The organism is Methylorubrum sp. SL192 (genome assembly GCF_026672325.1).
Taxonomy (GTDB): Bacteria; Pseudomonadota; Alphaproteobacteria; order Rhizobiales; family Beijerinckiaceae; genus Methylobacterium; species Methylobacterium extorquens.
On the sequence record NZ_JAPPQV010000003.1, the window covers coordinates 3,304,644 to 3,324,109 of the forward strand.

The 19,466-nt window shown below is 66.2% G+C and carries 14 protein-coding genes; 7 read left to right on the forward strand and 7 right to left on the reverse strand.

The window, feature by feature from the left end:
* Nucleotides 1-64: 64 nt before the first annotated feature.
* On the forward strand, nucleotides 65-1,573 hold the full coding sequence (locus OVA30_RS16345; RefSeq protein ID WP_268176075.1) for a porin: 1,509 nt from the start codon (nucleotides 65-67) through the stop codon (nucleotides 1,571-1,573).
* 44 nt (nucleotides 1,574-1,617) lie between these two features.
* Here OVA30_RS16345 and OVA30_RS16350 read toward each other — a convergent pair whose 3' ends face one another.
* Nucleotides 1,618-1,767: a hypothetical protein gene (locus tag OVA30_RS16350; protein ID WP_015824166.1), complete on the reverse strand. Its 150-nt coding sequence runs from the start codon at nucleotides 1,765-1,767 to the stop codon at nucleotides 1,618-1,620.
* A 673-nt stretch (nucleotides 1,768-2,440) separates the two neighbouring features.
* Here OVA30_RS16350 and rplJ point away from each other — a divergent pair.
* The 4 genes from rplJ (at nucleotide 2,441) to rpoC (ending at nucleotide 12,182) form a co-directional block, all read left to right on the forward strand.
* Nucleotides 2,441-2,959, forward strand: a complete 519-nt coding sequence (rplJ, locus tag OVA30_RS16355; RefSeq protein ID WP_003597538.1) for a 50S ribosomal protein L10 — start codon at nucleotides 2,441-2,443, stop codon at nucleotides 2,957-2,959.
* 57 nt (nucleotides 2,960-3,016) lie between these two features.
* Nucleotides 3,017-3,394 (forward strand): 50S ribosomal protein L7/L12, encoded by a 378-nt coding sequence (gene rplL / locus OVA30_RS16360; protein ID WP_003597539.1) that lies wholly within the window; start codon nucleotides 3,017-3,019, stop codon nucleotides 3,392-3,394.
* A gap of 261 nt (nucleotides 3,395-3,655) precedes the next feature.
* Nucleotides 3,656-7,786: a DNA-directed RNA polymerase subunit beta gene (gene rpoB, locus OVA30_RS16365; protein WP_003597540.1), complete on the forward strand. Its 4,131-nt coding sequence runs from the start codon at nucleotides 3,656-3,658 to the stop codon at nucleotides 7,784-7,786.
* Between the two features lie 178 nt (nucleotides 7,787-7,964).
* On the forward strand, nucleotides 7,965-12,182 hold the full coding sequence (rpoC, locus tag OVA30_RS16370; protein WP_012255172.1) for a DNA-directed RNA polymerase subunit beta': 4,218 nt from the start codon (nucleotides 7,965-7,967) through the stop codon (nucleotides 12,180-12,182).
* Nucleotides 12,183-12,427: 245 nt separating this feature from the next.
* On the opposite strand, the gene OVA30_RS16375 is transcribed toward rpoC, so the two are convergent.
* Together OVA30_RS16375 and OVA30_RS16380 are read right to left on the reverse strand one after the other, a co-directional pair.
* A complete protein-coding gene (locus OVA30_RS16375) occupies nucleotides 12,428-13,531 on the reverse strand; it encodes a polyamine ABC transporter substrate-binding protein (protein WP_268176076.1) in 1,104 nt (367 codons plus the stop codon).
* Nucleotides 13,528-13,887 carry a RidA family protein gene (locus OVA30_RS16380; RefSeq protein ID WP_003597543.1) on the reverse strand — a complete coding sequence of 120 codons (360 nt, stop codon included), beginning with the start codon at nucleotides 13,885-13,887 and terminating at the stop codon, nucleotides 13,528-13,530. Before OVA30_RS16380 ends, OVA30_RS16375 begins: the two co-directional genes overlap by 4 nt.
* Before the next feature lie 259 nt (nucleotides 13,888-14,146).
* On the opposite strand from OVA30_RS16380, the gene OVA30_RS16385 reads away from it, so the two are divergent.
* On the forward strand, nucleotides 14,147-14,413 hold the full coding sequence (locus OVA30_RS16385) for a GlsB/YeaQ/YmgE family stress response membrane protein (protein ID WP_012255174.1): 267 nt from the start codon (nucleotides 14,147-14,149) through the stop codon (nucleotides 14,411-14,413).
* Between the two features lie 112 nt (nucleotides 14,414-14,525).
* Here OVA30_RS16385 and OVA30_RS16390 read toward each other — a convergent pair whose 3' ends face one another.
* Complete coding sequence (locus OVA30_RS16390; protein ID WP_268176077.1) at nucleotides 14,526-15,419, reverse strand: SDR family oxidoreductase; 894 nt, start codon at nucleotides 15,417-15,419, stop codon at nucleotides 14,526-14,528.
* Nucleotides 15,420-15,496: 77 nt separating this feature from the next.
* Here OVA30_RS16390 and OVA30_RS16395 point away from each other — a divergent pair, with 77 nt between their 5' ends.
* Nucleotides 15,497-15,988 carry a winged helix-turn-helix transcriptional regulator gene (locus tag OVA30_RS16395; protein WP_268176078.1) on the forward strand — a complete coding sequence of 164 codons (492 nt, stop codon included), beginning with the start codon at nucleotides 15,497-15,499 and terminating at the stop codon, nucleotides 15,986-15,988.
* 56 nt (nucleotides 15,989-16,044) lie between these two features.
* Here OVA30_RS16395 and OVA30_RS16400 read toward each other — a convergent pair whose 3' ends face one another.
* From OVA30_RS16400 to OVA30_RS16410, 3 genes are all read right to left on the reverse strand, one after another.
* Nucleotides 16,045-16,269 carry a YgaP-like transmembrane domain gene (locus tag OVA30_RS16400; protein WP_210279257.1) on the reverse strand — a complete coding sequence of 75 codons (225 nt, stop codon included), beginning with the start codon at nucleotides 16,267-16,269 and terminating at the stop codon, nucleotides 16,045-16,047.
* A 90-nt stretch (nucleotides 16,270-16,359) separates the two neighbouring features.
* Complete coding sequence (locus OVA30_RS16405) at nucleotides 16,360-17,001, reverse strand: glutathione S-transferase family protein (RefSeq protein ID WP_268176079.1); 642 nt, start codon at nucleotides 16,999-17,001, stop codon at nucleotides 16,360-16,362.
* A gap of 92 nt (nucleotides 17,002-17,093) precedes the next feature.
* Entirely contained in the window at nucleotides 17,094-19,361 is a 2,268-nt protein-coding gene (locus OVA30_RS16410; protein WP_268176080.1) for a TonB-dependent receptor, read from the reverse strand.
* Nucleotides 19,362-19,466 lie beyond the last annotated feature (105 nt).

Consider the following 19,466-nt stretch of genomic DNA (forward strand, 5'->3'; position numbering starts at 1 on the left):
GTTCCAACACAACACGGCGAGCGTCATCACGCCGGCCCGGAACGCGGCAAAGGGGGTTCGAGAGATGAAACGACGTCTTCTGACCGCGCTGCTCTTATCGAGCGCTCTGGTGCTGCCATGCGCTCAGGCGCAGGCTCAGACGGTCGCTGAGCTTCAGCGGCAGATCAACGAACTCAAGGCGCTGATCAAGGCGCAGTCGGAGGCGCAGGGCAGAGGTGGGCGGGGGCCGCTACGGCAGGCGAACGCCCGCAACACCGATGCCGGCACCTTCCCGGCAGCCGGGCGCCCGAAGGAATCCGCGATCGGGCAGCCGGCCGCGCCCGGCCCGGTCCCGCACCGCTTCGCCATCGACGAGCCGGAGACGTGGTACGATGCGCTGGTGCCGCCCGCGCCGCAGCTGCTGGCCGACGGGCCGAACCACAGCGCCCGGCCCAAGACCTGGTTCGAGCGCCTCTCGCTGCGCGGCTACACCCAGCTGCGCGGCAACGAGTTCCTGTCCGGTGACGATACGGCGCCCGCCGGCGTCTCGCGCCTGCGCTCGGTCCACGACAGCGGCATCACCGACCGCAACAACTTCACCTTCCGCCGGGTGCGCTTGGTCCTGCAGGGCGACATCCACGAGCGGGTGTTCCTGTACATCCAGCCCGACTTCGCGGTCGGCGTGGGCGACCGCCAGCACTTCACGCAGCTGCGCGACGCCTATGCCGACGTGTTCCTCGACGACGAGCGCCGCACCAAACTGCGCTTCGGCCAGCAGAAGGTGCCCTACGGCTGGGAAAACCTGCAATCCTCACAGAACCGCCTGACACTCGACCGTTCCGACGCGATCAACAGCGGCGTGCCCGGCGAGCGCGATATCGGTATCACGTTCTACTACACCCCTGCGCACGTGCAGCGCATCTGGGATCGTCTGGCCAAGGGCGGCCAGAAGCTGTTCGGCAATTACGGTGCCCTGGGCGTCGGCATCTACAACGGCCAGACCATCAACCGGGTCGAGGGCAACAACGACCTGATGACGGTCATGATGGCGACCTGGCCGTTCGAACTCGACGGGCTCGGCGAGGCGTTCAAGGGGCAGGTGGTGGAAGTCGGCGGCTCGGCCTACCGCAACCGCTTCCGGCCCGAAGCGACCTTCGGGTCCACCACCACCCTGGGCAACGCCTTCGACGATGAGCGCGTCGGCGTGCACGCGATCCTGTACCCGCAGCCCTTCGGCCTTCAGGCGGAGTGGAACTGGGGACGCGGTCCCGAATTCGATCCCGTGGCCCGGGCGATCCTGACCAAGCCGCTCCAGGGCGGCTACGTCCAGGCGATGTACAAGGTCGATCATTCGCCGGTCGGCCCGTTCATGCCCTACATCCGCTGGCAGACCTATGATGGCGGCTGGAAGGTCGGGACGAACGCGCCGCGCCTCGACACCGACGAAGTGGAGCTCGGCGTCGAGTTCCAGCCGATCAAGTCGGTGGAGCTGACGCTCGCCTACGCCAACATGAAGCGCCGCGAGGCCAGCAGCAGCCGCTTCGGCCGGGCCGAGGGCGACCTGTTCCGCGGACAGCTCCAGATCAACTATTGATCCCAGAGCGGGGCCCGCGCGAGCCGCCCCGGGCGGTCCGAGGCTCAGGCCTCGGACCGCTTCGACAGCAGCGCGGCGCGGCCTGCGCCCTTCCCGCCCTCGCTGTCCGGATTGCGCAGCTCGCGCATTCCCGGCAGGTGGCCGTCCACGAGGAACACGAACACCACCAGCGCCAACAACACCTTCGAGGCCATCGCCCGCGAGATCCCCTGCTTTTGTGCGCTGCGGTGTAAGGCCGCCGCCCGTGGTCGGGGATGCGCTGGCGCACACGGGCTCCGCGCCGCGGCGGACGCGGCGCGGGCAGAGTCAAGGATCGGTTAAGGCGAGGGCATGCCTCCGGCCGTGGCCCATCCCTGCCCGCACGCGCTCGGGCCCTCGTCTGCTTCCTTGCCTGCGACGGAAAAGTCGCATTGCGGGACTTGGCAGGCGGCTTGCACGCCGCTATAGACCGCGCTCCACGATTTCAACCATTGAAAGGGATCGGCCAATCGGTCGGTTTCCATTCGAGATGCCGTTCGGGCAACCGGACGGTGATGGCCGGGATGGTCTTGGAGCTTCTGCTCCGAGCGCCGTTTCCGGCTATGTCCTGTCCGAGACTGCAGGCGCCGGGCGACCGGCTTAATCGGCGACAGCCTGCACAGACGGGGAAGACCGAATTTTTCTACGTCTTCCTCCGGGGCCGTCAGGCACCGGCGGGAGACCTCGGTTTGAACCAATCTCACCCGCGAGGGGCCCCAGCGGCGCTTCAAAGGGACAGGGCCGTGAGACGTCGTCCGCGACGGTTCCGGCTTCTACGCCGAGATCCGTTCCGGGCGGCAAGTGCAACCGGCGGGCCTGTCTCAGGTTCCGCCAACCGGAGAGAGCACAGTGGACCGGACAGCTAAAGCTGATCTCGTCTCGACGCTCAACGGCGTGTTCAATGCGAACGCCGTGGTCGTCGTGGCCCACTACAAAGGCCTCACGGTCGCCGACATGCAGAAGCTGCGCTCGCAGATGAAGCAGGCCGGCGCCACCGTGAAGGTCGCCAAGAACCGGCTCGCCAGCATCGCTCTCGATGGCACGGACGTCGCCTCCATCAAGCCCCTCCTGAAGGGCCCGACCCTGCTCGCTTACTCGAGCGATCCGGTCGCGGCCGCCAAGGTTGCGGTGGACTTCGCCAAGACGAACGACAAGCTCGTGATTCTCGGCGGCGCCATGGGAACGACTGCCCTGAACCCGGACGGCGTGAAGGCGCTCGCCTCGCTCCCGTCCCTCGACGAACTGCGCGCCAAGCTCGTGGGCCTCATCCAGGCTCCCGCGACCAAGGTCGCCCAGGTCGTCAACGCGCCGGCGGCCAAGCTCGCCCGCGTGTTCGGGGCCTATGCCAAGAAGGACGAGGCGGCCTGAGCCGTTTCTCCCCCACAAACCGACCCGTTCAAACCGATACACCAAAGGAACACGCACATGGCTGATCTCGCCAAGATCGTCGAGGACCTCTCCTCGCTGACCGTTCTCGAGGCCGCCGAGCTCGCCAAGCTCCTCGAAGAGAAGTGGGGCGTCTCGGCTGCTGCCGCCGTCGCCGTCGCCGCTGGCCCGGCCGCCGGTGCTGGCGCCGCTGCCGTCGAAGAGCAGACCGAGTTCACGGTCGTGCTCGCTTCGGCCGGCGACAAGAAGATCGAGGTCATCAAGGAGGTCCGCGCGATCACCGGCCTCGGCCTCAAGGAAGCCAAGGACCTCGTCGAGGGCGCGCCCAAGCCCGTCAAGGAAGGCGCGACCAAGGACGAGGCCGAGAAGCTCAAGGCCCAGCTCGAGAAGGCCGGCGCCAAGGTCGAGCTCAAGTAATCCGTCGATGGGCCGAGACCGGCCCATCGCATCCGGCGCGCTCTCCTCGAGGGCGCGCCGGCCAGACGCCCGCGGGCTCCGGCTCGCGGGCTAACGCTGCTTCGGGCGGCCGTCGTTCCTGAAGGCAGGAATGGGCGGCGAACGGAGACAAATTCGGTTCGGGTGGGCTGATCGTCCGGCGGGACGGCCCTTCGGGTCCGGTGATGGGAGGCGGTCCGCCTTCCCCGGGCACCCTACGCTGAGGTGGTGGAGCGAGGTCTCATGGCCAATACGCTGGTCGGTCGCAAGCGCATTCGCAAGTTCTTCGGTAAGATCCGGGAAGTCGCCGAGATGCCGAACCTCATCGAGGTTCAAAAGGCGTCCTACGACCAGTTCCTGATGGTGGACGAGCCCGAGGGCGGGCGTGCCGACGAGGGCCTGCAGAGCGTCTTCAAGTCGGTCTTCCCGATCTCCGACTTCGCCTCGACGGCGCTGCTCGAGTTCGTGCGGTACACCTTCGAACAGCCGAAATACGACGTCGACGAGTGCCGCCAGCGCGGCATTACCTTCGCGGCCCCGCTCAAGGTGACGCTGCGGCTCATCGTGTTCGATGTGGACCCCGATACCGGCGCCAAGTCGGTCAAGGACATCAAGGAGCAGGATGTCTACATGGGCGACATGCCGCTCATGACGGACAACGGCACCTTCATCGTCAACGGCACCGAGCGCGTCATCGTCTCGCAGATGCACCGCTCCCCGGGCGTGTTCTTCGACCACGACAAGGGCAAGACCCACTCGTCCGGCAAGCTGCTGTTCGCCGCCCGCATCATCCCCTACCGGGGCTCCTGGCTCGACGTCGAGTTCGACGCCAAGGACATCGTGCACGTGCGTATCGACCGCAAGCGCAAGCTGCCGGTCACCTCGCTGCTGTTCGCGCTCGGCCTCGACGGCGAAGAGATCCTCTCGACCTTCTACAACCGCGTCGCCTACCAGCGTGACGGGGCGGATTGGCGCGTGCCGTTCGACGCCGAGCGCCTCAAGGGCTTCAAGGCCTCGGTCGATCTCATCGACGCCGATTCCGGCGAGGTCGTGCTGGAGGCGGGCAAGAAGCTCAACGCCCGCAACGCGCGTCTGATCGGCGAGAAGGGCACCAAGTTCCTGCGCGCCGCGGACGAGGATCTGATCGGCCAGTACATCGCCGAAGACCTCGTCAACATGAAGACGGGCGAGATCTGGGCCGAGGCCGGCGACGAGATCTCCGAGAAGCTCCTCAAGAGCCTCGACGATGTCGGCGTCACCGAGCTGCCCGTGCTCGACATCGACCACGTCAATGTCGGCCCCTACATCCGCAACACGCTGGCGGTGGACAAGAACTCGGCCCGCGAGGGTGCGCTGTTCGACATCTACCGCGTGATGCGTCCCGGCGAGCCGCCGACGCTCGACACCGCCGAGGCGATGTTCCACTCGCTGTTCTTCGATTCCGAGCGCTACGACCTCTCGGCGGTCGGCCGCGTGAAGATGAACATGCGCCTCGACCTCGACGCCGCCGACACCGTGCGGACGCTGCGCCGCGAGGACATGCTCGCGGTCGTCAAGGCGCTGGTCGACCTACGCGACGGCAAGGGTGAGATCGACGATATCGACCACCTCGGCAACCGCCGCGTCCGCTCGGTCGGCGAGCTGATGGAGAACCAGTACCGTCTGGGCCTCCTGCGGATGGAGCGCGCCATCAAGGAGCGCATGTCCTCGGTCGATATCGACACGGTGATGCCGCAGGATCTCATCAACGCGAAGCCCGCCGCGGCGGCGGTGCGCGAGTTCTTCGGCTCGTCGCAGCTCTCGCAGTTCATGGACCAGACCAACCCGCTGTCGGAAGTGACGCACAAGCGCCGCCTCTCGGCGCTTGGCCCAGGCGGTCTGACCCGCGAGCGCGCCGGCTTCGAGGTGCGCGACGTGCACCCGACCCATTACGGCCGCATCTGCCCGATCGAGACCCCGGAAGGCCCGAATATCGGCCTGATCAACTCGCTGGCGACCTTCGCCCGCGTGAACAAGTACGGCTTCATCGAGACGCCGTTCCGCCGGGTGAAGGACGGCGTGGTGACCGACGAGGTCGCCTACCTCTCCGCCATGGAAGAGGCGAAGTACTACGTCGCCCAGGCCAATGCCGGCATGGACGAGGGCCGCAAGCTGACGGACGACCTCGTGGTCTGCCGCCGCGCGGGTGAGGTTATCGTGGTCGCCCCCGACCGCGTCGATCTCATGGACGTGTCGCCGAAGCAGCTCGTCTCGGTCGCCGCGGCGCTGATCCCGTTCCTCGAGAACGACGACGCCAACCGCGCGCTGATGGGCTCGAACATGCAGCGCCAGGCGGTGCCGCTGGTTCGCGCCGACGCGCCCTTCGTCGGCACCGGCATGGAGGCCGTGGTCGCCCGCGACTCGGGTGCCGCCATCGCTGCTCGCCGCTCCGGCATCGTCGATCAGGTGGACGCCACCCGTATCGTCATCCGCGCCTCGGAAGAGACCGACCCGACCAAGCCCGGCGTCGACATCTACCGCCTGCAGAAGTTCCAGCGCTCCAACCAGTCGACCTGCATCACGCAGAAGCCGCTGGTGCGCGTCGGCGAGCCGGTGAAGAAGGGCGAGATCATCGCCGACGGTCCCTCGACCGAGTTCGGCGAACTCGCGCTCGGCCGCAACGTGCTCGTCGCGTTCATGCCGTGGAACGGCTACAACTTCGAGGACTCGATCCTGCTCTCCGAGCGGATTGTGAAGGATGATGTGTTCACCTCGATCCACATCGAAGAATTCGAGGTGATGGCCCGCGACACCAAGCTGGGTCCGGAGGAGATCACCCGCGACATCCCGAACGTCTCGGAAGAGGCGCTTAAGAACCTCGACGAGGCCGGCATCGTCTATATCGGCGCCGAGGTGCATGCCGGCGACATCCTCGTCGGCAAGATCACGCCGAAGGGCGAGAGCCCGATGACGCCGGAGGAGAAGCTCCTGCGCGCCATCTTCGGCGAGAAGGCCTCGGACGTGCGCGACACCTCGCTCCGGGTTCCCCCGGGCGTGACCGGCACGATCGTCGAGGTGCGGGTGTTCAACCGCCACGGCGTCGACAAGGACGAGCGCGCCCAGGCGATCGAGCGCGAGGAGATCGAGCGTCTCGCCAAGGACCGCGACGACGAGCAGACCATCCTCGACCGCAACACCTACGCCCGCTTGGCCGAGGTGCTGATCGGTCAGTCGCCGATCGCCGGCCCGAAGGGCTTCCGCAAGGACACCACGCTGACCCGCGAGATCATCAGCGAGTATCCCCGCTCGCAATGGTGGCAGTTCGCCGTCGTCGACGACCGTATGATGACGGAAATCGAGGCGATGCAGAAGCAGTACGACGAGTCGAAGAAGCGCCTCGAGCAGCGCTTCCTCGACAAGGTCGAGAAGCTGCAGCGCGGCGACGAGCTTCCGCCCGGCGTCATGAAGATGGTCAAGGTCTTCGTGGCGGTGAAGCGCAAGATCCAGCCCGGCGACAAGATGGCTGGCCGCCACGGCAACAAGGGTGTCGTGTCGCGCATCGTGCCGATCGAGGACATGCCGTTCCTTGAAGACGGCACGCATGCCGACATCGTGCTCAACCCGCTCGGCGTGCCTTCGCGCATGAATGTCGGCCAGATCCTGGAAACCCATCTGGGCTGGGCGGCTGCGGGCTTGGGTCGCAAGGTCTCCAAGGCGGTCGATGCCTATCTGAAGAACCAGGACATCGCGCCGCTGCGGGCTGAGATGGAAGCGATCTACTCGCCGTCCGAACTCGAGGGGCTGTCCGACGAGGCTTTGGCCGAGGCGGGCAACAACGTGCGCCGCGGCGTGCCGATGGCCACCCCGGTGTTCAACGGCGCCAAGGAAGCCGACATCGAGACGATGCTGGAGATGGCCGGGCTCGATCGCTCGGCGCAGTCGACGCTCTACGACGGGCGGACCGGCGAGCCCTTCGACCGCAAGGTCACCATGGGCTACATCTACATGCTGAAGCTGCACCACCTCGTGGACGACAAGATCCACGCGCGCTCGATCGGCCCGTACTCGCTCGTCACCCAGCAGCCGTTGGGCGGTAAGGCGCAGTTCGGCGGTCAGCGCTTCGGTGAGATGGAGGTCTGGGCGCTGGAGGCCTATGGCGCGGCCTACACGCTGCAGGAGATGCTCACGGTGAAGTCGGACGACGTGGCCGGCCGCACCAAGGTCTACGAGGCGATCGTCCGCGGCGACGACACGTTCGAGGCCGGCATCCCCGAATCCTTCAACGTGCTCGTCAAGGAGATGCGTTCGCTCGGCCTCAACGTCGAGCTCACCTCCTCCAAGCAGCAGCAGGCGGCCAACGACCAGATCGAGCCGCCGGCCGACGCCGCCGAGTAACGACAGCCATCACCTCCCGCGGCGGTGCCTTTCCCGAGGCCCCGCCGCGGTCGAGCAGGAAGGGGCGGGGCCTTCCCAAGCACGACGACGGCCAGCGGCGCTCCGGACGAGCGCGGCGCCATGAGGATCAAGCCGTGACTGCCCAGGCGCGGGGCAGCCGGCGAGCAAGGAGCGGATCATGAACCAAGAGGTCATGAACCTTTTCAATCAGCAGGCCCAGCCGCAGAGCTTCGACCAGATCAAGATCTCGATCTCGTCGCCCGAGAAAATTCTGTCTTGGTCCTACGGCGAGATCAAGAAGCCCGAGACGATCAACTACCGTACCTTCAAGCCCGAGCGCGACGGCCTGTTCTGTGCGCGCATCTTCGGGCCGATCAAGGATTACGAGTGCTTGTGCGGCAAGTACAAGCGCATGAAGTACAAGGGCGTCATCTGCGAGAAGTGCGGCGTCGAGGTCACCCTCGCGCGCGTCCGTCGCGACCGCATGGGCCATATCGAGCTGGCCGCCCCCGTCGCCCATATTTGGTTCCTGAAGTCGCTGCCGAGCCGCATCGGCCTGCTGCTCGACATGGCGCTCAAGGACCTTGAGCGGATCCTGTACTTCGAGTCCTACGTCGTCATCGAGCCGGGCCTCACCCCCCTGAAGGAGCGTCAGCTCCTCTCGGAGGAAGAGTACCTGCGCGCGCAGGAGGAGTACGGCGAGGATTCGTTCACGGCGATGATCGGCGCCGAGGCGATCCGGCGCATCCTGATGGAACTCGACCTCGAGGGCATCGCGACGTCGCTCAAGGAGGAGATCGCGACGACGACCTCCGAGCTGAAGCCCAAGAAGCTGATGAAGCGCCTCAAGATCATCGAGGCGTTCCAGCTCTCGGGCAACAAGCCCGAGTGGATGATCCTGACGGTCGTGCCCGTCATCCCGCCGGACCTGCGCCCGTTGGTCCCGCTGGACGGCGGCCGCTTCGCCACGTCCGACCTCAACGACCTCTATCGCCGCGTCATCAACCGCAACAACCGCCTCAAGCGGCTGATCGAGCTGCGCGCGCCGGACATCATCATCCGCAACGAGAAGCGCATGCTTCAGGAAGCGGTCGATGCGCTGTTCGACAACGGCCGCCGCGGCCGCGTCATCACGGGTGCCAACAAGCGTCCGCTGAAGTCGCTCGCCGACATGCTGAAGGGCAAGCAGGGCCGCTTCCGCCAGAACCTGCTCGGCAAGCGCGTCGATTACTCCGGCCGTTCGGTCATCGTGGTCGGTCCCGAGCTGAAGCTGCACCAGTGCGGCCTTCCGAAGAAGATGGCGCTCGAGCTGTTCAAGCCGTTCATCTACGCGCGCCTCGACGCCAAGGGATTCTCCGCCACCGTCAAGCAGGCGAAGAAGCTCGTCGAGAAGGAGAAGCCCGAGGTTTGGGATATCCTGGATGAGGTCATCCGCGAGCATCCCGTCATGCTCAACCGCGCGCCGACGCTTCACCGCCTCGGCATTCAGGCGTTCGAGCCGAAGCTGATCGAGGGCAAGGCGATCCAGCTTCACCCGCTGGTCTGCGCCGCGTTCAACGCCGACTTCGACGGCGACCAGATGGCCGTGCACGTTCCCCTGAGCCTCGAGGCTCAGTTGGAGGCGCGCGTCCTGATGATGTCGACCAACAACATCCTGCACCCGGCCAATGGTCAGCCGATCATCGTGCCGTCGCAGGACATCGTGCTGGGCCTCTACTACCTCTCGATCGTCGCCGACGGCTCGGTCGGCGAGCACAAGGCCGACGACAAGAACAACCCGATGCAGGGTGTGTTCGGCGATATCGGTCAGCTCGAGCACGCGCTCGCAGCCAAGTCCGTCTCGCTGCACTCGAAGATCAAGTGGCGCTGGCGCGGCCTCGGTCCCGATGGCGAGCCGGTCTCCCGGATCTACGACACCACGCCGGGCCGCGTGATCCTGTCCGGCGTGCTGCCGATGCACCCGAAGGTGCCCTTCGACGTCGTCAACAAGCTGATGACCAAGAAGGAAATTTCGGCGATGATCGACACCGTCTACCGCCACTGCGGTCAGAAGGAGTCGGTGATCTTCTGCGACCGCATCATGGCGCTCGGCTTCAGCCACGCGTTCAAGGCCGGCATCTCGTTCGGCAAGGACGACATGGTCGTGCCGGAGAACAAGTGGTCGATCGTCGAGGACACCCGCACGCTCGTGAAGGATTACGAGCAGCAGTACAACGACGGCCTGATCACCCAGGGCGAGAAGTACAACAAGGTCGTCGATGCCTGGGCCAAGTGCTCGGACAAGCTCGCCGCCGAGATGATGGGCCGGATCTCCGCCGTCCAGAAGGACGAGAACGGGGCCGACAAGCAGGTCAACTCGATCTACATGATGAGCCACTCGGGCGCCCGTGGTTCGCCCGCGCAGATGAAGCAGCTCGCGGCGATGCGCGGCCTCATGGCCAAGCCGTCGGGTGAGATCATCGAGACGCCGATCATCTCGAACTTCAAGGAAGGCCTCGACGTTCTCGAGTACTTCAACTCCACCCACGGCGCCCGTAAGGGTCTCGCGGACACGGCGTTGAAGACCGCGAACTCGGGCTACCTGACGCGTCGTCTGGTCGACGTGGCGCAGGACGCGGTCATCCGCGAGGTCGATTGCGGCACGACCAACGGCATCAAGATGCGCGCCATCATCGATGCCGGCCAGGTCGTCGCCCCGCTCTCCATCCGTATCCTGGGCCGCGCCACGGCCGAGGATCTGGTGGCGCAGGACGGCACCGTTATCGTCAAGACGAACGAGACGATCGAGGAGCGTCACCTGCCGGCGATCAACGCCGCCGGCATCCAGGAGGTGAAGATCCGCTCGGTGCTGGTCTGCCAGACCAAGAGCGGCGTCTGCGCCACCTGCTACGGGCGCGATCTGGCCCGCGGCACGCCCGTCAACATGGGCGAGGCGGTCGGCGTCATCGCGGCGCAGTCGATCGGCGAGCCGGGCACCCAGCTCACCATGCGTACCTTCCACATCGGCGGTGCGGCGCAGATCGCGGATTCGTCCTTCGTCGAGTCGAGCTTCGAGGGCACGATCAAGATCCGCAACCGCTCGCTGGCCAAGAACTCGGATGGCGACCTCATCGCCACCGGCCGTTCAGTCGCGGTGGTGATCGTCGGGCCGGACGGGACCGAGCGGGCGGTTCACCGCCTGCAATATGGTGCCCGTGTGCGCGTCGACGAGGGCGACACGATCAAGCGCGGCCAGCGGATCGCGGAGTGGGACCCCTACACCCGTCCGATCGTCGCCGAGGTGGACGGTATCGTCGGCTACGAGGATCTCTATGATGGCCAGTCCATCACCGAGACCACCGACGAGTCGACCGGCATCGCCAAGCGCGTCGTCATCGACTGGCGCGGTTCGTCCCGCACCTCCGACCTGAAGCCGGCCATGCTCGTGCTGGATCAGGACGGCAAGCCGGTGAAGCTGGCCCGCGGTTCGGACGCCCGCTACTACCTGCCGGTCGATGCCATCATCGGTCTCGATCCGGGTGCGAAGGTGCGGGCCGGCGACGTGCTCGCCCGTGTCTCGACGGACTCGGCCAAGACCCGCGACATCACCGGCGGTCTGCCGCGGGTGGCGGAGCTGTTCGAGGCGCGTCGTCCGAAGGATGCGGCGATCATCGCCGAGAAGTCGGGCTCGATCGCCTTCGGCCGCGACTACAAGAACAAGCGTCGTCTGACGCTGACGCCGCATGACGGCTCCGATGCCGTCGAGTACCTGATCCCGAAGGGCAAGCACATCCACTTGCAGGACGGGGACGTGGTGGAACTCGGCGACTACATCGTCGACGGCAACCCGGCGCCGCACGACATCCTGGCGATCAAGGGCGTGGAGGAGCTTGCCGCCTACCTCGTCAACGAGATCCAGGAGGTCTACCGGCTCCAGGGCGTGTCGATCAACGACAAGCACATCGAGGTCATCGTCCGGCAGATGCTGCAGAAGGTGGAAATCACCGACGGCGGCGACTCCGACATCCTCACGGGCGATCAGATCGACCGCACCGAACTGGCCGACTTCAACGAGAAGCTCCTCGCCGAGGGCAAGAAGCCGATCCAGGGCGTGCCCGTCCTGCTCGGCATCACCAAGGCGTCGCTGCAGACCAAGTCGTTCATCTCGGCGGCCTCGTTCCAGGAGACCACCCGCGTCCTCACGGAGGCGGCGGTCAACGGCAAGGTCGATACCTTGGACGGCCTGAAGGAGAACGTCATCGTCGGTTCGCTCATCCCGGCCGGCACCGGCTCGCTCGCGGCGGACATCCGCTCCATCGCGCGCCGCCGTGACAACCTGATCCTTCAGCAGCGCTCCGCCGAGAACGCGGCCAACGCCGCCGAACTCAGCGAGCTGCCCCCGGCGGCGGCCGAGTAATCGGCCGCTCCTTTCCGGACCCACGACATGAGAAAGGCCCCGGCTCGGAAGAGCCGGGGCCTTTCTCGTTCGGCCGGGGCGCTGCCTCGGCACCCCCGCCGAGGGGAGGGTCGGGCTCCGCGAAAGGGCGCTTAGAGCATCGTCCTGGATATCAGATCCAGGACGATGCTCTAAGCTTTTGTTTTTGCATCATCTTTTTCCGAAAGCCGGCAACCACCTTTCCGGATGATGCTCTAGATGATGCTCTAGCGGCCGGTGCGCACCCGCGTCCAGGCTCGCGTGACGAAGCGCTGGGTCGAGTCGTTCCAGGCGGTGTTGACCGAGAGCCGCTGCATCGTCGTCTCGTCCGGGTAGATGCCGGGATTGTTGAGAAGCTCCGGCTTCACGAGCTTGCGCGCGGCGAGGTTGCCGTTGGCGAAGGAGACGAAGTTGGTGTTGGCCGCCGCCACTTCGGTGCGCATCATGTAGTCGATGAAGGCGTGCGCCTCGGCCGGGTGGGCGGCATCCTTCGGGATCGCGAAGGCGTCGAACCACATCAGCGCACCTTCCTTCGGGATGAAGTAGGCGATCTCGATGCCGTTCTTCGATTCCTCGGCGCGCTTCTTCGCCTGCATCACGTCGCCGGAATAGCCGACCGCGAGGCAGACATCGCCGTTGGCAAGCCCGTTGACATATTCCGAGGAGTGGAATTTCCGCACCGCGCCGCGGACCTTGTAGAGCGCGTCGGTCACCGCGGTGATGTCATCCCAACGCTTCGAATCCGACTTGAAGCCGTAGAAGGGCAGGATCGAGGGAATCAGGTCCTCGGGGGAGTCGAGGAGCATGACTCCGCAATCCTTCAGCTTCGCGATCGAGCCGGGATTGAGCACGAGGCTCCAGCTATTGAGGGGGGCGTTGGCGCCCAGCCGCTCGCGCACGGCCGAGACGTTCACACCGATGCCGGTGGTGCCCCACATGTAATCGACGGCGAACGTGTTGCCCGGATCATAGGCTTGAAGCCGGGTGCTGATCTCGGGCCAAGCGTGTTTGAGGTTCGGGATCTTCGCCTTGTCGAGCGGCAGGAACACGCCCGCCTTGATCAGGCGCTGAAGGAAGGGGCCGGAGGGCACGACGATGTCGTAGCCGGACTTGCCGGCCAAGAGCTTCGTCTCGAGGATCTCGTTGTTGTCGTAGGTGTCGTAGACGACCTTGATCCCCGTCTCCTTGGTGAAGTCGTCGAGCACCTTCGGGTCGATGTAGTCCGACCAGTTGTAGATGTTGACGACCCGCTCCTCGGCCCGCACCCCGCCGGTCGCGCAGAGGAGGAGGGGGAGGGCGGCGAGCCCTCCCAGCAGAAGCCGCCGGATCACGATTTGCCCCGGACGGCCGTGACCACGATCTCGACGAGGTATTCCGGCCCGGCGAGCCGCGCCTCGACGGTGGCGCGGGCGGGCGGGTTCCCCTTGTCGACCCAGGCGTCCCAGGCGGCGTTCATCTCGGCAAAGCTCCCGATATCGGCGAGATAGACGGTCGCCGAGAGGATGCGGGCCTTGTCGCTGCCCGTCGCCATCAGCAGCCGGTCGATCTGTTCCAGGATCTGCTGCGTCTGTGCGGTGACGCCGGTGCCGACCACGTCGGCGGCCACCTGACCTGCCAGGAACACGAGGTCGCCGTGGGCGACCGCCTGGGACATGCGCGGGCCGGTCTCGTAGCGTTCGATGGTCATCGTAGGGTCGCCGGTCTCGATTCGTGAAGGAAGCGAACCCTTCTGCCGCCCGGAGCGGTACCCCGTAAAGGGGTTCGAGCGGCGCGCCGGAATGCCGGAGGCGGGGCCGGTCGCGCAGGCCCGGATTTTTTGGACGGTCCCGCATTTCCCAAGGCAACCGGCGTCGTCGCTCGCGCGTTTGTCATCCGAATACGGCCAAGTCTTCCGGGTCTTCCGGCCGGAGCTTCAGATCGACGACGACTTTCGGGGTTGGGACGACATGGAAATTCTCTGGACCATCATCATCGGCTTCGTGGCCGGCATCATCGCCAAGTTCATCATGCCCGGTGACAAGGAGCCGTCCGGCTTCATCCTGACGACGATCCTCGGCATCGTCGGCGCCTTCGTCGCGACCTTCATCGGTCAGGCGGTCGGCTGGTACGGGCCCAACGAGGGCGCGCGCTTCATCGGCTCCATCGTCGGCGCCTGCGTGGTGCTGGCGATCTACGGCTTCATCGCCGGCCGGACTAGCAGCCGCTCGCTCTGACAGGCGGCAGCCCGCTTTGAAGAAAAAGGAGGCGCTCCTCGCGGGGCGCCTCTTTTTTTCGTTGGGCCCGGAAGCCGAAGCCGAAGCCGCGGCCACCGGCGCGCCGAAAGCGTCAGCCTTGGGCCGCCATCCCGCTGATCGTTCCGGCGATTGTGGTGCGATACGGGGTCGTCGGTCGGCCGATCAGCCCGCTCAACTGGCGGTTCGTATCGTTGAGTCCGCCCTGGGCCGCTGCCATGTCCGAATCGGCGAGCAGCGCCGCGAAGTCCTCCGGCAGGCCGGCGGCGACCAGGGCTGCCTTGAACTCAGCCTCCGTCAGGTTCCGGTAGACGGCCGTCTGGCCGGACAGCACGCTCACCGCTGCCGCGAACTCGTCCAGGGTGTAGGCGTCATCCCCCGCCAGTTCGTAGACGCGTCCGTCATGGCCATCTGTCGTCAGTACGACGGCGGCGGCCTCGGCGAAGTCCGCCCGCGCGGCGGAGGCGATCCGGCCCTCGCCCGCACTGCCCAGAAGGACCCCATGGGCCAGGGCCGGCGCGATCGAGGCCGCGTAGTTCTCGGTGTACCAGCCATTGCGCAGCACGGCGAAGGACAGGCCGGAAGCCTTCAGTGCGTCTTCCGTCCGCCGATGCTCGTCCGCTAGTGCGAGTGGCGAGGTGTCGGCGCGAAGCAGGCTGGTATAGGCGATCAGGTTCACGCCGGATTGCCGGGCGGCTTGGATGACGTTCTGGTGCTGGGCAACGCGCTGGCCGATCTCACTGGATGAGATGAGCAGCAGGCGGTCGATGCCGCGAAAGGCTTCCGCCAATGTCTCGGGACGCGCGTAGTCGGCCACGCGGAGCGTGACGCCTTGCGCGCGCAGGTCCTCAGCCGCAGCACTCTTCAGCGAGCGGACACCCGCCACGATGGTGTCGGCCGGCACCCGCTTCAGCAAGGCTTCGATCACCAGCCGGCCGAGCTGGCCGGTGGCACCGGTCACGAAAAGACGCGGTTCGGATGTGCTCATCATGGTGGTCCCACTCGGTTCCCATGCGGTACAAGGTACCTAATTGAGACCGTGTGAGCCGTGAAGGAGGCACTTCTTTGGGACAAGGTGACAGCGACGGAACCGCCCTCCGGCCGGGTCAAAGCGAGCTGGCACGGAAATTTGCCGTTTGGCAGTCCAGTTTTACGGAGATCGCGTCATGTCCGGTCCGCGATGTGCTGGATCGGGTCGGCGACAAGTGGTCGATGCTGATCTTGATCGCATTGGCCGCAGGGCCGGGCCGGTTTAGCGCGGTTGCCCGCATGATCCCCGACATCTCCAAGCGGATGCTGACGCAGACGTTTCGCGACCTCGAACGGGACGGCCTCATTTCACGGACGGTGTTCCCGACGAAGCCGCCGAGTGTCGAGTACCGGTTGACGCCGTTGGGAAGCGCGCTCCTTGATCCGCTCGCTCACCTCGTCGGCTGGGCCGAGCAGAACCATGCGGCCATTCAAGAGGCGCGGCAGCGTTTCGAGGCCGGCTCCGTTCCAGACGGGAAACCGGACGCGTTCGCGCCCCGGTCTTCGGCCGACGTCTCGGCCGATTGAGGCTGCGCCTGATCGCGTCGCGACCACACGCAGCTTCGATCGCGGAACGCGCGAGATCAGCCGGTCAGGTCGCGCCCGCCCGCGGTGACCGCCTTGACCGCGCAATGGCCGGTGGCACCGCGCACGGCAAGCCCGACGCCAACCACAAGGGCGGCGAGGCTCAGGAGCTTGTTCGGCCGGGGCTGAGCCGCCGCGGCGGCGATGCCGAGCCCCAGCGCAACGGAGACCGCCCGCTCGGTCATGCTCAGGTTCGGTTCGCCCGAAAAAATGTCCTCGATCATCTCGTTCACGGTCAACGCACTCCTTCTCGACGCTCGTGCGACTTCGCGGGGCGAACGCGGGGCGGGCGGGGCCGTTCCGTCGGTCGGTGACTATGACGCCGCCTGCGCCTCGGCGAGCAAAGCGTCATCGATCGCCCGCGCCCGCGCGGCTGCCTCGCGAGCGAGGTGGCGCCCGGCATAGGCCTCGAAGGCCGGGCGCTTCGGGATCGTACCGAACTGCATGCCCCAGCCGAGATGCGCGGCGACGTAGAGGTCGGCGGCGCTGAACCGGTCGCCCGCCACGAACTCCACCCCGGAGACGGCGGTTTCGAGCGTGTCGAGGGCCGTTTCCAGGCTGCCATAGCCGACCATGCCCTGCATGCGCGGGTCGTCGGGGACGCTCACTTTGAGCACGCCGTTCGTGACCGCCGCCTCGAGGGGGCCGGCGCAGAAGAATAGCCAGCGGTAATAGGGGCCGCGGTCGTGGTGGCTAGGCTCAGGGGCGAGCCCGGCCTGCGGGAAGGCGTCGGCGAGATAGGCGAGGATTGCGGGGCATTCGGTCACCACCGTCTCGCCGTGGCGCAGCGCCGGCACCTTCCCCATCGGGTTGATCGCCCGGTAGGCCGGCGCCTTCATGGAGCTGCCGTAGCCGAGGATCTCGGTGCGGTAGGGCGCGCCGACCTCCTCCAGCATCCAGCGGACGATCCGGCCGCGGGACATCGGGTTGGTGTAGAAGACGAGATCGTCGGACATGAGGGCTCCGGGGCGAGGCACCCGCGCGGCGGGCGTCACCCCGGTGTTAGGGGAGGGCGCGCGGGCGCGGAAGCCTCGGGCGCCCTCGCAGGTCAGAACCGCGCGATGAGCTGGAAGCGCACGGTCCGAGGCGCGCCGGGCAGGATGTTGTTGTTGTTGTGCGCGGAGATGACGTAGCGCCGGTCGAACAGATTCTCGATGTTGACCTGAGCGCGCATGGTCTCGCTGAACGCGTAGAACACGCCGGCATCGAAGCGCGAGAAGCTCGGCAGGCGCACCGCGTTGTCCGACGATGCGAAGCTGGCATCCTGGTAGAGGTAGCCGACGCCGACGGAGAATCGCTCGCCGATGTCGAATTTGTTCCACAGGCTGAAGGTGTTGAGCGGAACGCCGCCGACAAGGTTGCCGGCCTGGATCACGTCGCCGTCGTCATCAATGTCGGCGACGATGCGCGGCTCGGTATAGGCGTAGCCGCCGGAGATCTGCCACCAATCGGTCGCGTAGCCGGCAATGCCGATCTCGGCCCCCCTTGTGTTCGTCTTGCCTGGGCCGGCGGAGAAACCCGCTTCGGTGGATGAGGGGATCGGCTGGTTGTCGCGATCGAGGTTGAACAGCGCAGCGGTGAGGATCAGGGCCGGCGTGATCTCGTATTTCACGCCGATTTCCGCGTTCTCGAACCGCTCGGGTGCGGACAAGGCGGTTGTCGGGTCCAGCACGCGGAACTGATCGCCGGCGCTCGGCAGGAAGGACACCGAATAGCTGCCGTAGAAGGCGAGATTCGGCAGCGGCTTCACCACGACGCCGACCCGCGGCGAGACGAGATTGTCGATGCGGCTGTTCGGTTGGGCAGGGAGGCCGGTCGCGGCGTCGGGACGACGGTCGCGCGATTGGAAATCGAAGCGGTCGAAGCGTGCGCCGACGATGAACTGCAGATGCTCGTCGATCTCGATCTGGTCCTGGGCGAAGGCGGAGAACACGCCGAGCCGATAGGTGTTGTTGCGGCCCGACGCGAGATTCCGCAGCGTTGCCCCCTCGGTCGTGGTCGGCGCGAAGGGATTGACGGGGAGGTTGCGGGTGCCGGTCGAATTCCAGATGAAGTCGCGCCGGAAGTCGATCCCCTCCTGAAAGCCGAGTTCCAGGCCGGCCACCACGGTGTGGGCGAGGGGGCCGGTGTTGAATTTGTAGGTGAAGTCGGTCTGGTTGAAGGTGTTCGTGCGGTCGGTCTGGCTGCCGTAGCCGCGCATCACGAACGCGGTCTCGTCGGCACTGACCGGACTGTTGGGGTAGGCGTTCTGATGGTACTTCGCGTAGTCGGCGATCCGCGTCTGGCTGCGCATCACGACGCCGCTCTCGAAGACGTGGTCCAACTGCGCGTTGCCGATATGGGCATCGACGAAGCCGTTCGAGATCAAGGGCGCGCCGAACAGCGTGCTGGTGTTCTCGCGATAGCGCCAGGGGCGCCCGAACTGCGAGGGGATGCCGCGGTCGGCGATGCGGTTGTCGGAGAAGAGCTCGTAGGACAGGCGCAGCGTCGTCTGCGGCCCGAGCAGGAAGGTCATCGTCGGGTTCACGCCGTAGCGGCGGATGTCGATGAAGTCGCGATAGGTGCCGGTATCCTCGAACACGCCGTTGAGGCGGAAGAAGGCGCTGTCGGAGACGCGGTCGCCGAGATCCACCGCCATGCGCTTGTTCCCGAACTGGCCGCCCTGCACCAGCACCTCGCGGATCGGCACCCCGTCGGCCTCCTTGAGCACGCGGTTGACCACGCCGCCGCCGCCGCCGCGGCCGAAGATCATCGCATTGGGGCCCTTCAACACCTCGATGCGCTGGGTGTTGTAGAGGTCGCGGAAGTAGCGCGCGTCGTCGCGGATGCCGTTGACGAAGAAGTCGGCCGTCGTGCGCTGGCCGCGGATCAGGATCTCGTCGCGGTGGCCCTCGCCCTGGGCGATGGCGACGCCGGGGACGTAGCGCAGCGCCTCGCCGATGCTCTGCACGTTCTGGTCGCGGATCTGCGCCTCCGTCACCACCGAGATCGCCTGCGGCGTGTCGATCAGCGGCGTATCGGTCTTGGTCGAGGAGCGCAGGCGCCGGGCGAGGTAGCCGACCTGCGAACCGGAGCTGTCGACGACGAGGCCGCGCCCGGCCCCGGACCCGGCGACGCTGATCATATCGAGGGTGACGCCGCCGACCGAGGGAGACGCGGCGAGCGGATGGACCGCCTGAGCGGTCGGCAGGCCGGTATTGATGTCTGTGACTTGCGCCCGCGCCGGGTGGATGAAAGCCGCAGCGATGCTTGTACAGGCAACGGAGCCAAGCAGCATCGGCCGCAGCATAGCGCGGCACTGGCGAGCGTTTCTCATAAGCTTCCCCTTATTTTATTAGAATAGACGGGGAAGTCTTGGTCCTAATCCGGCTCAGCTTGGCGAAGGTTGAATTATTCCGTATTTACCGATTTGATATGGAAA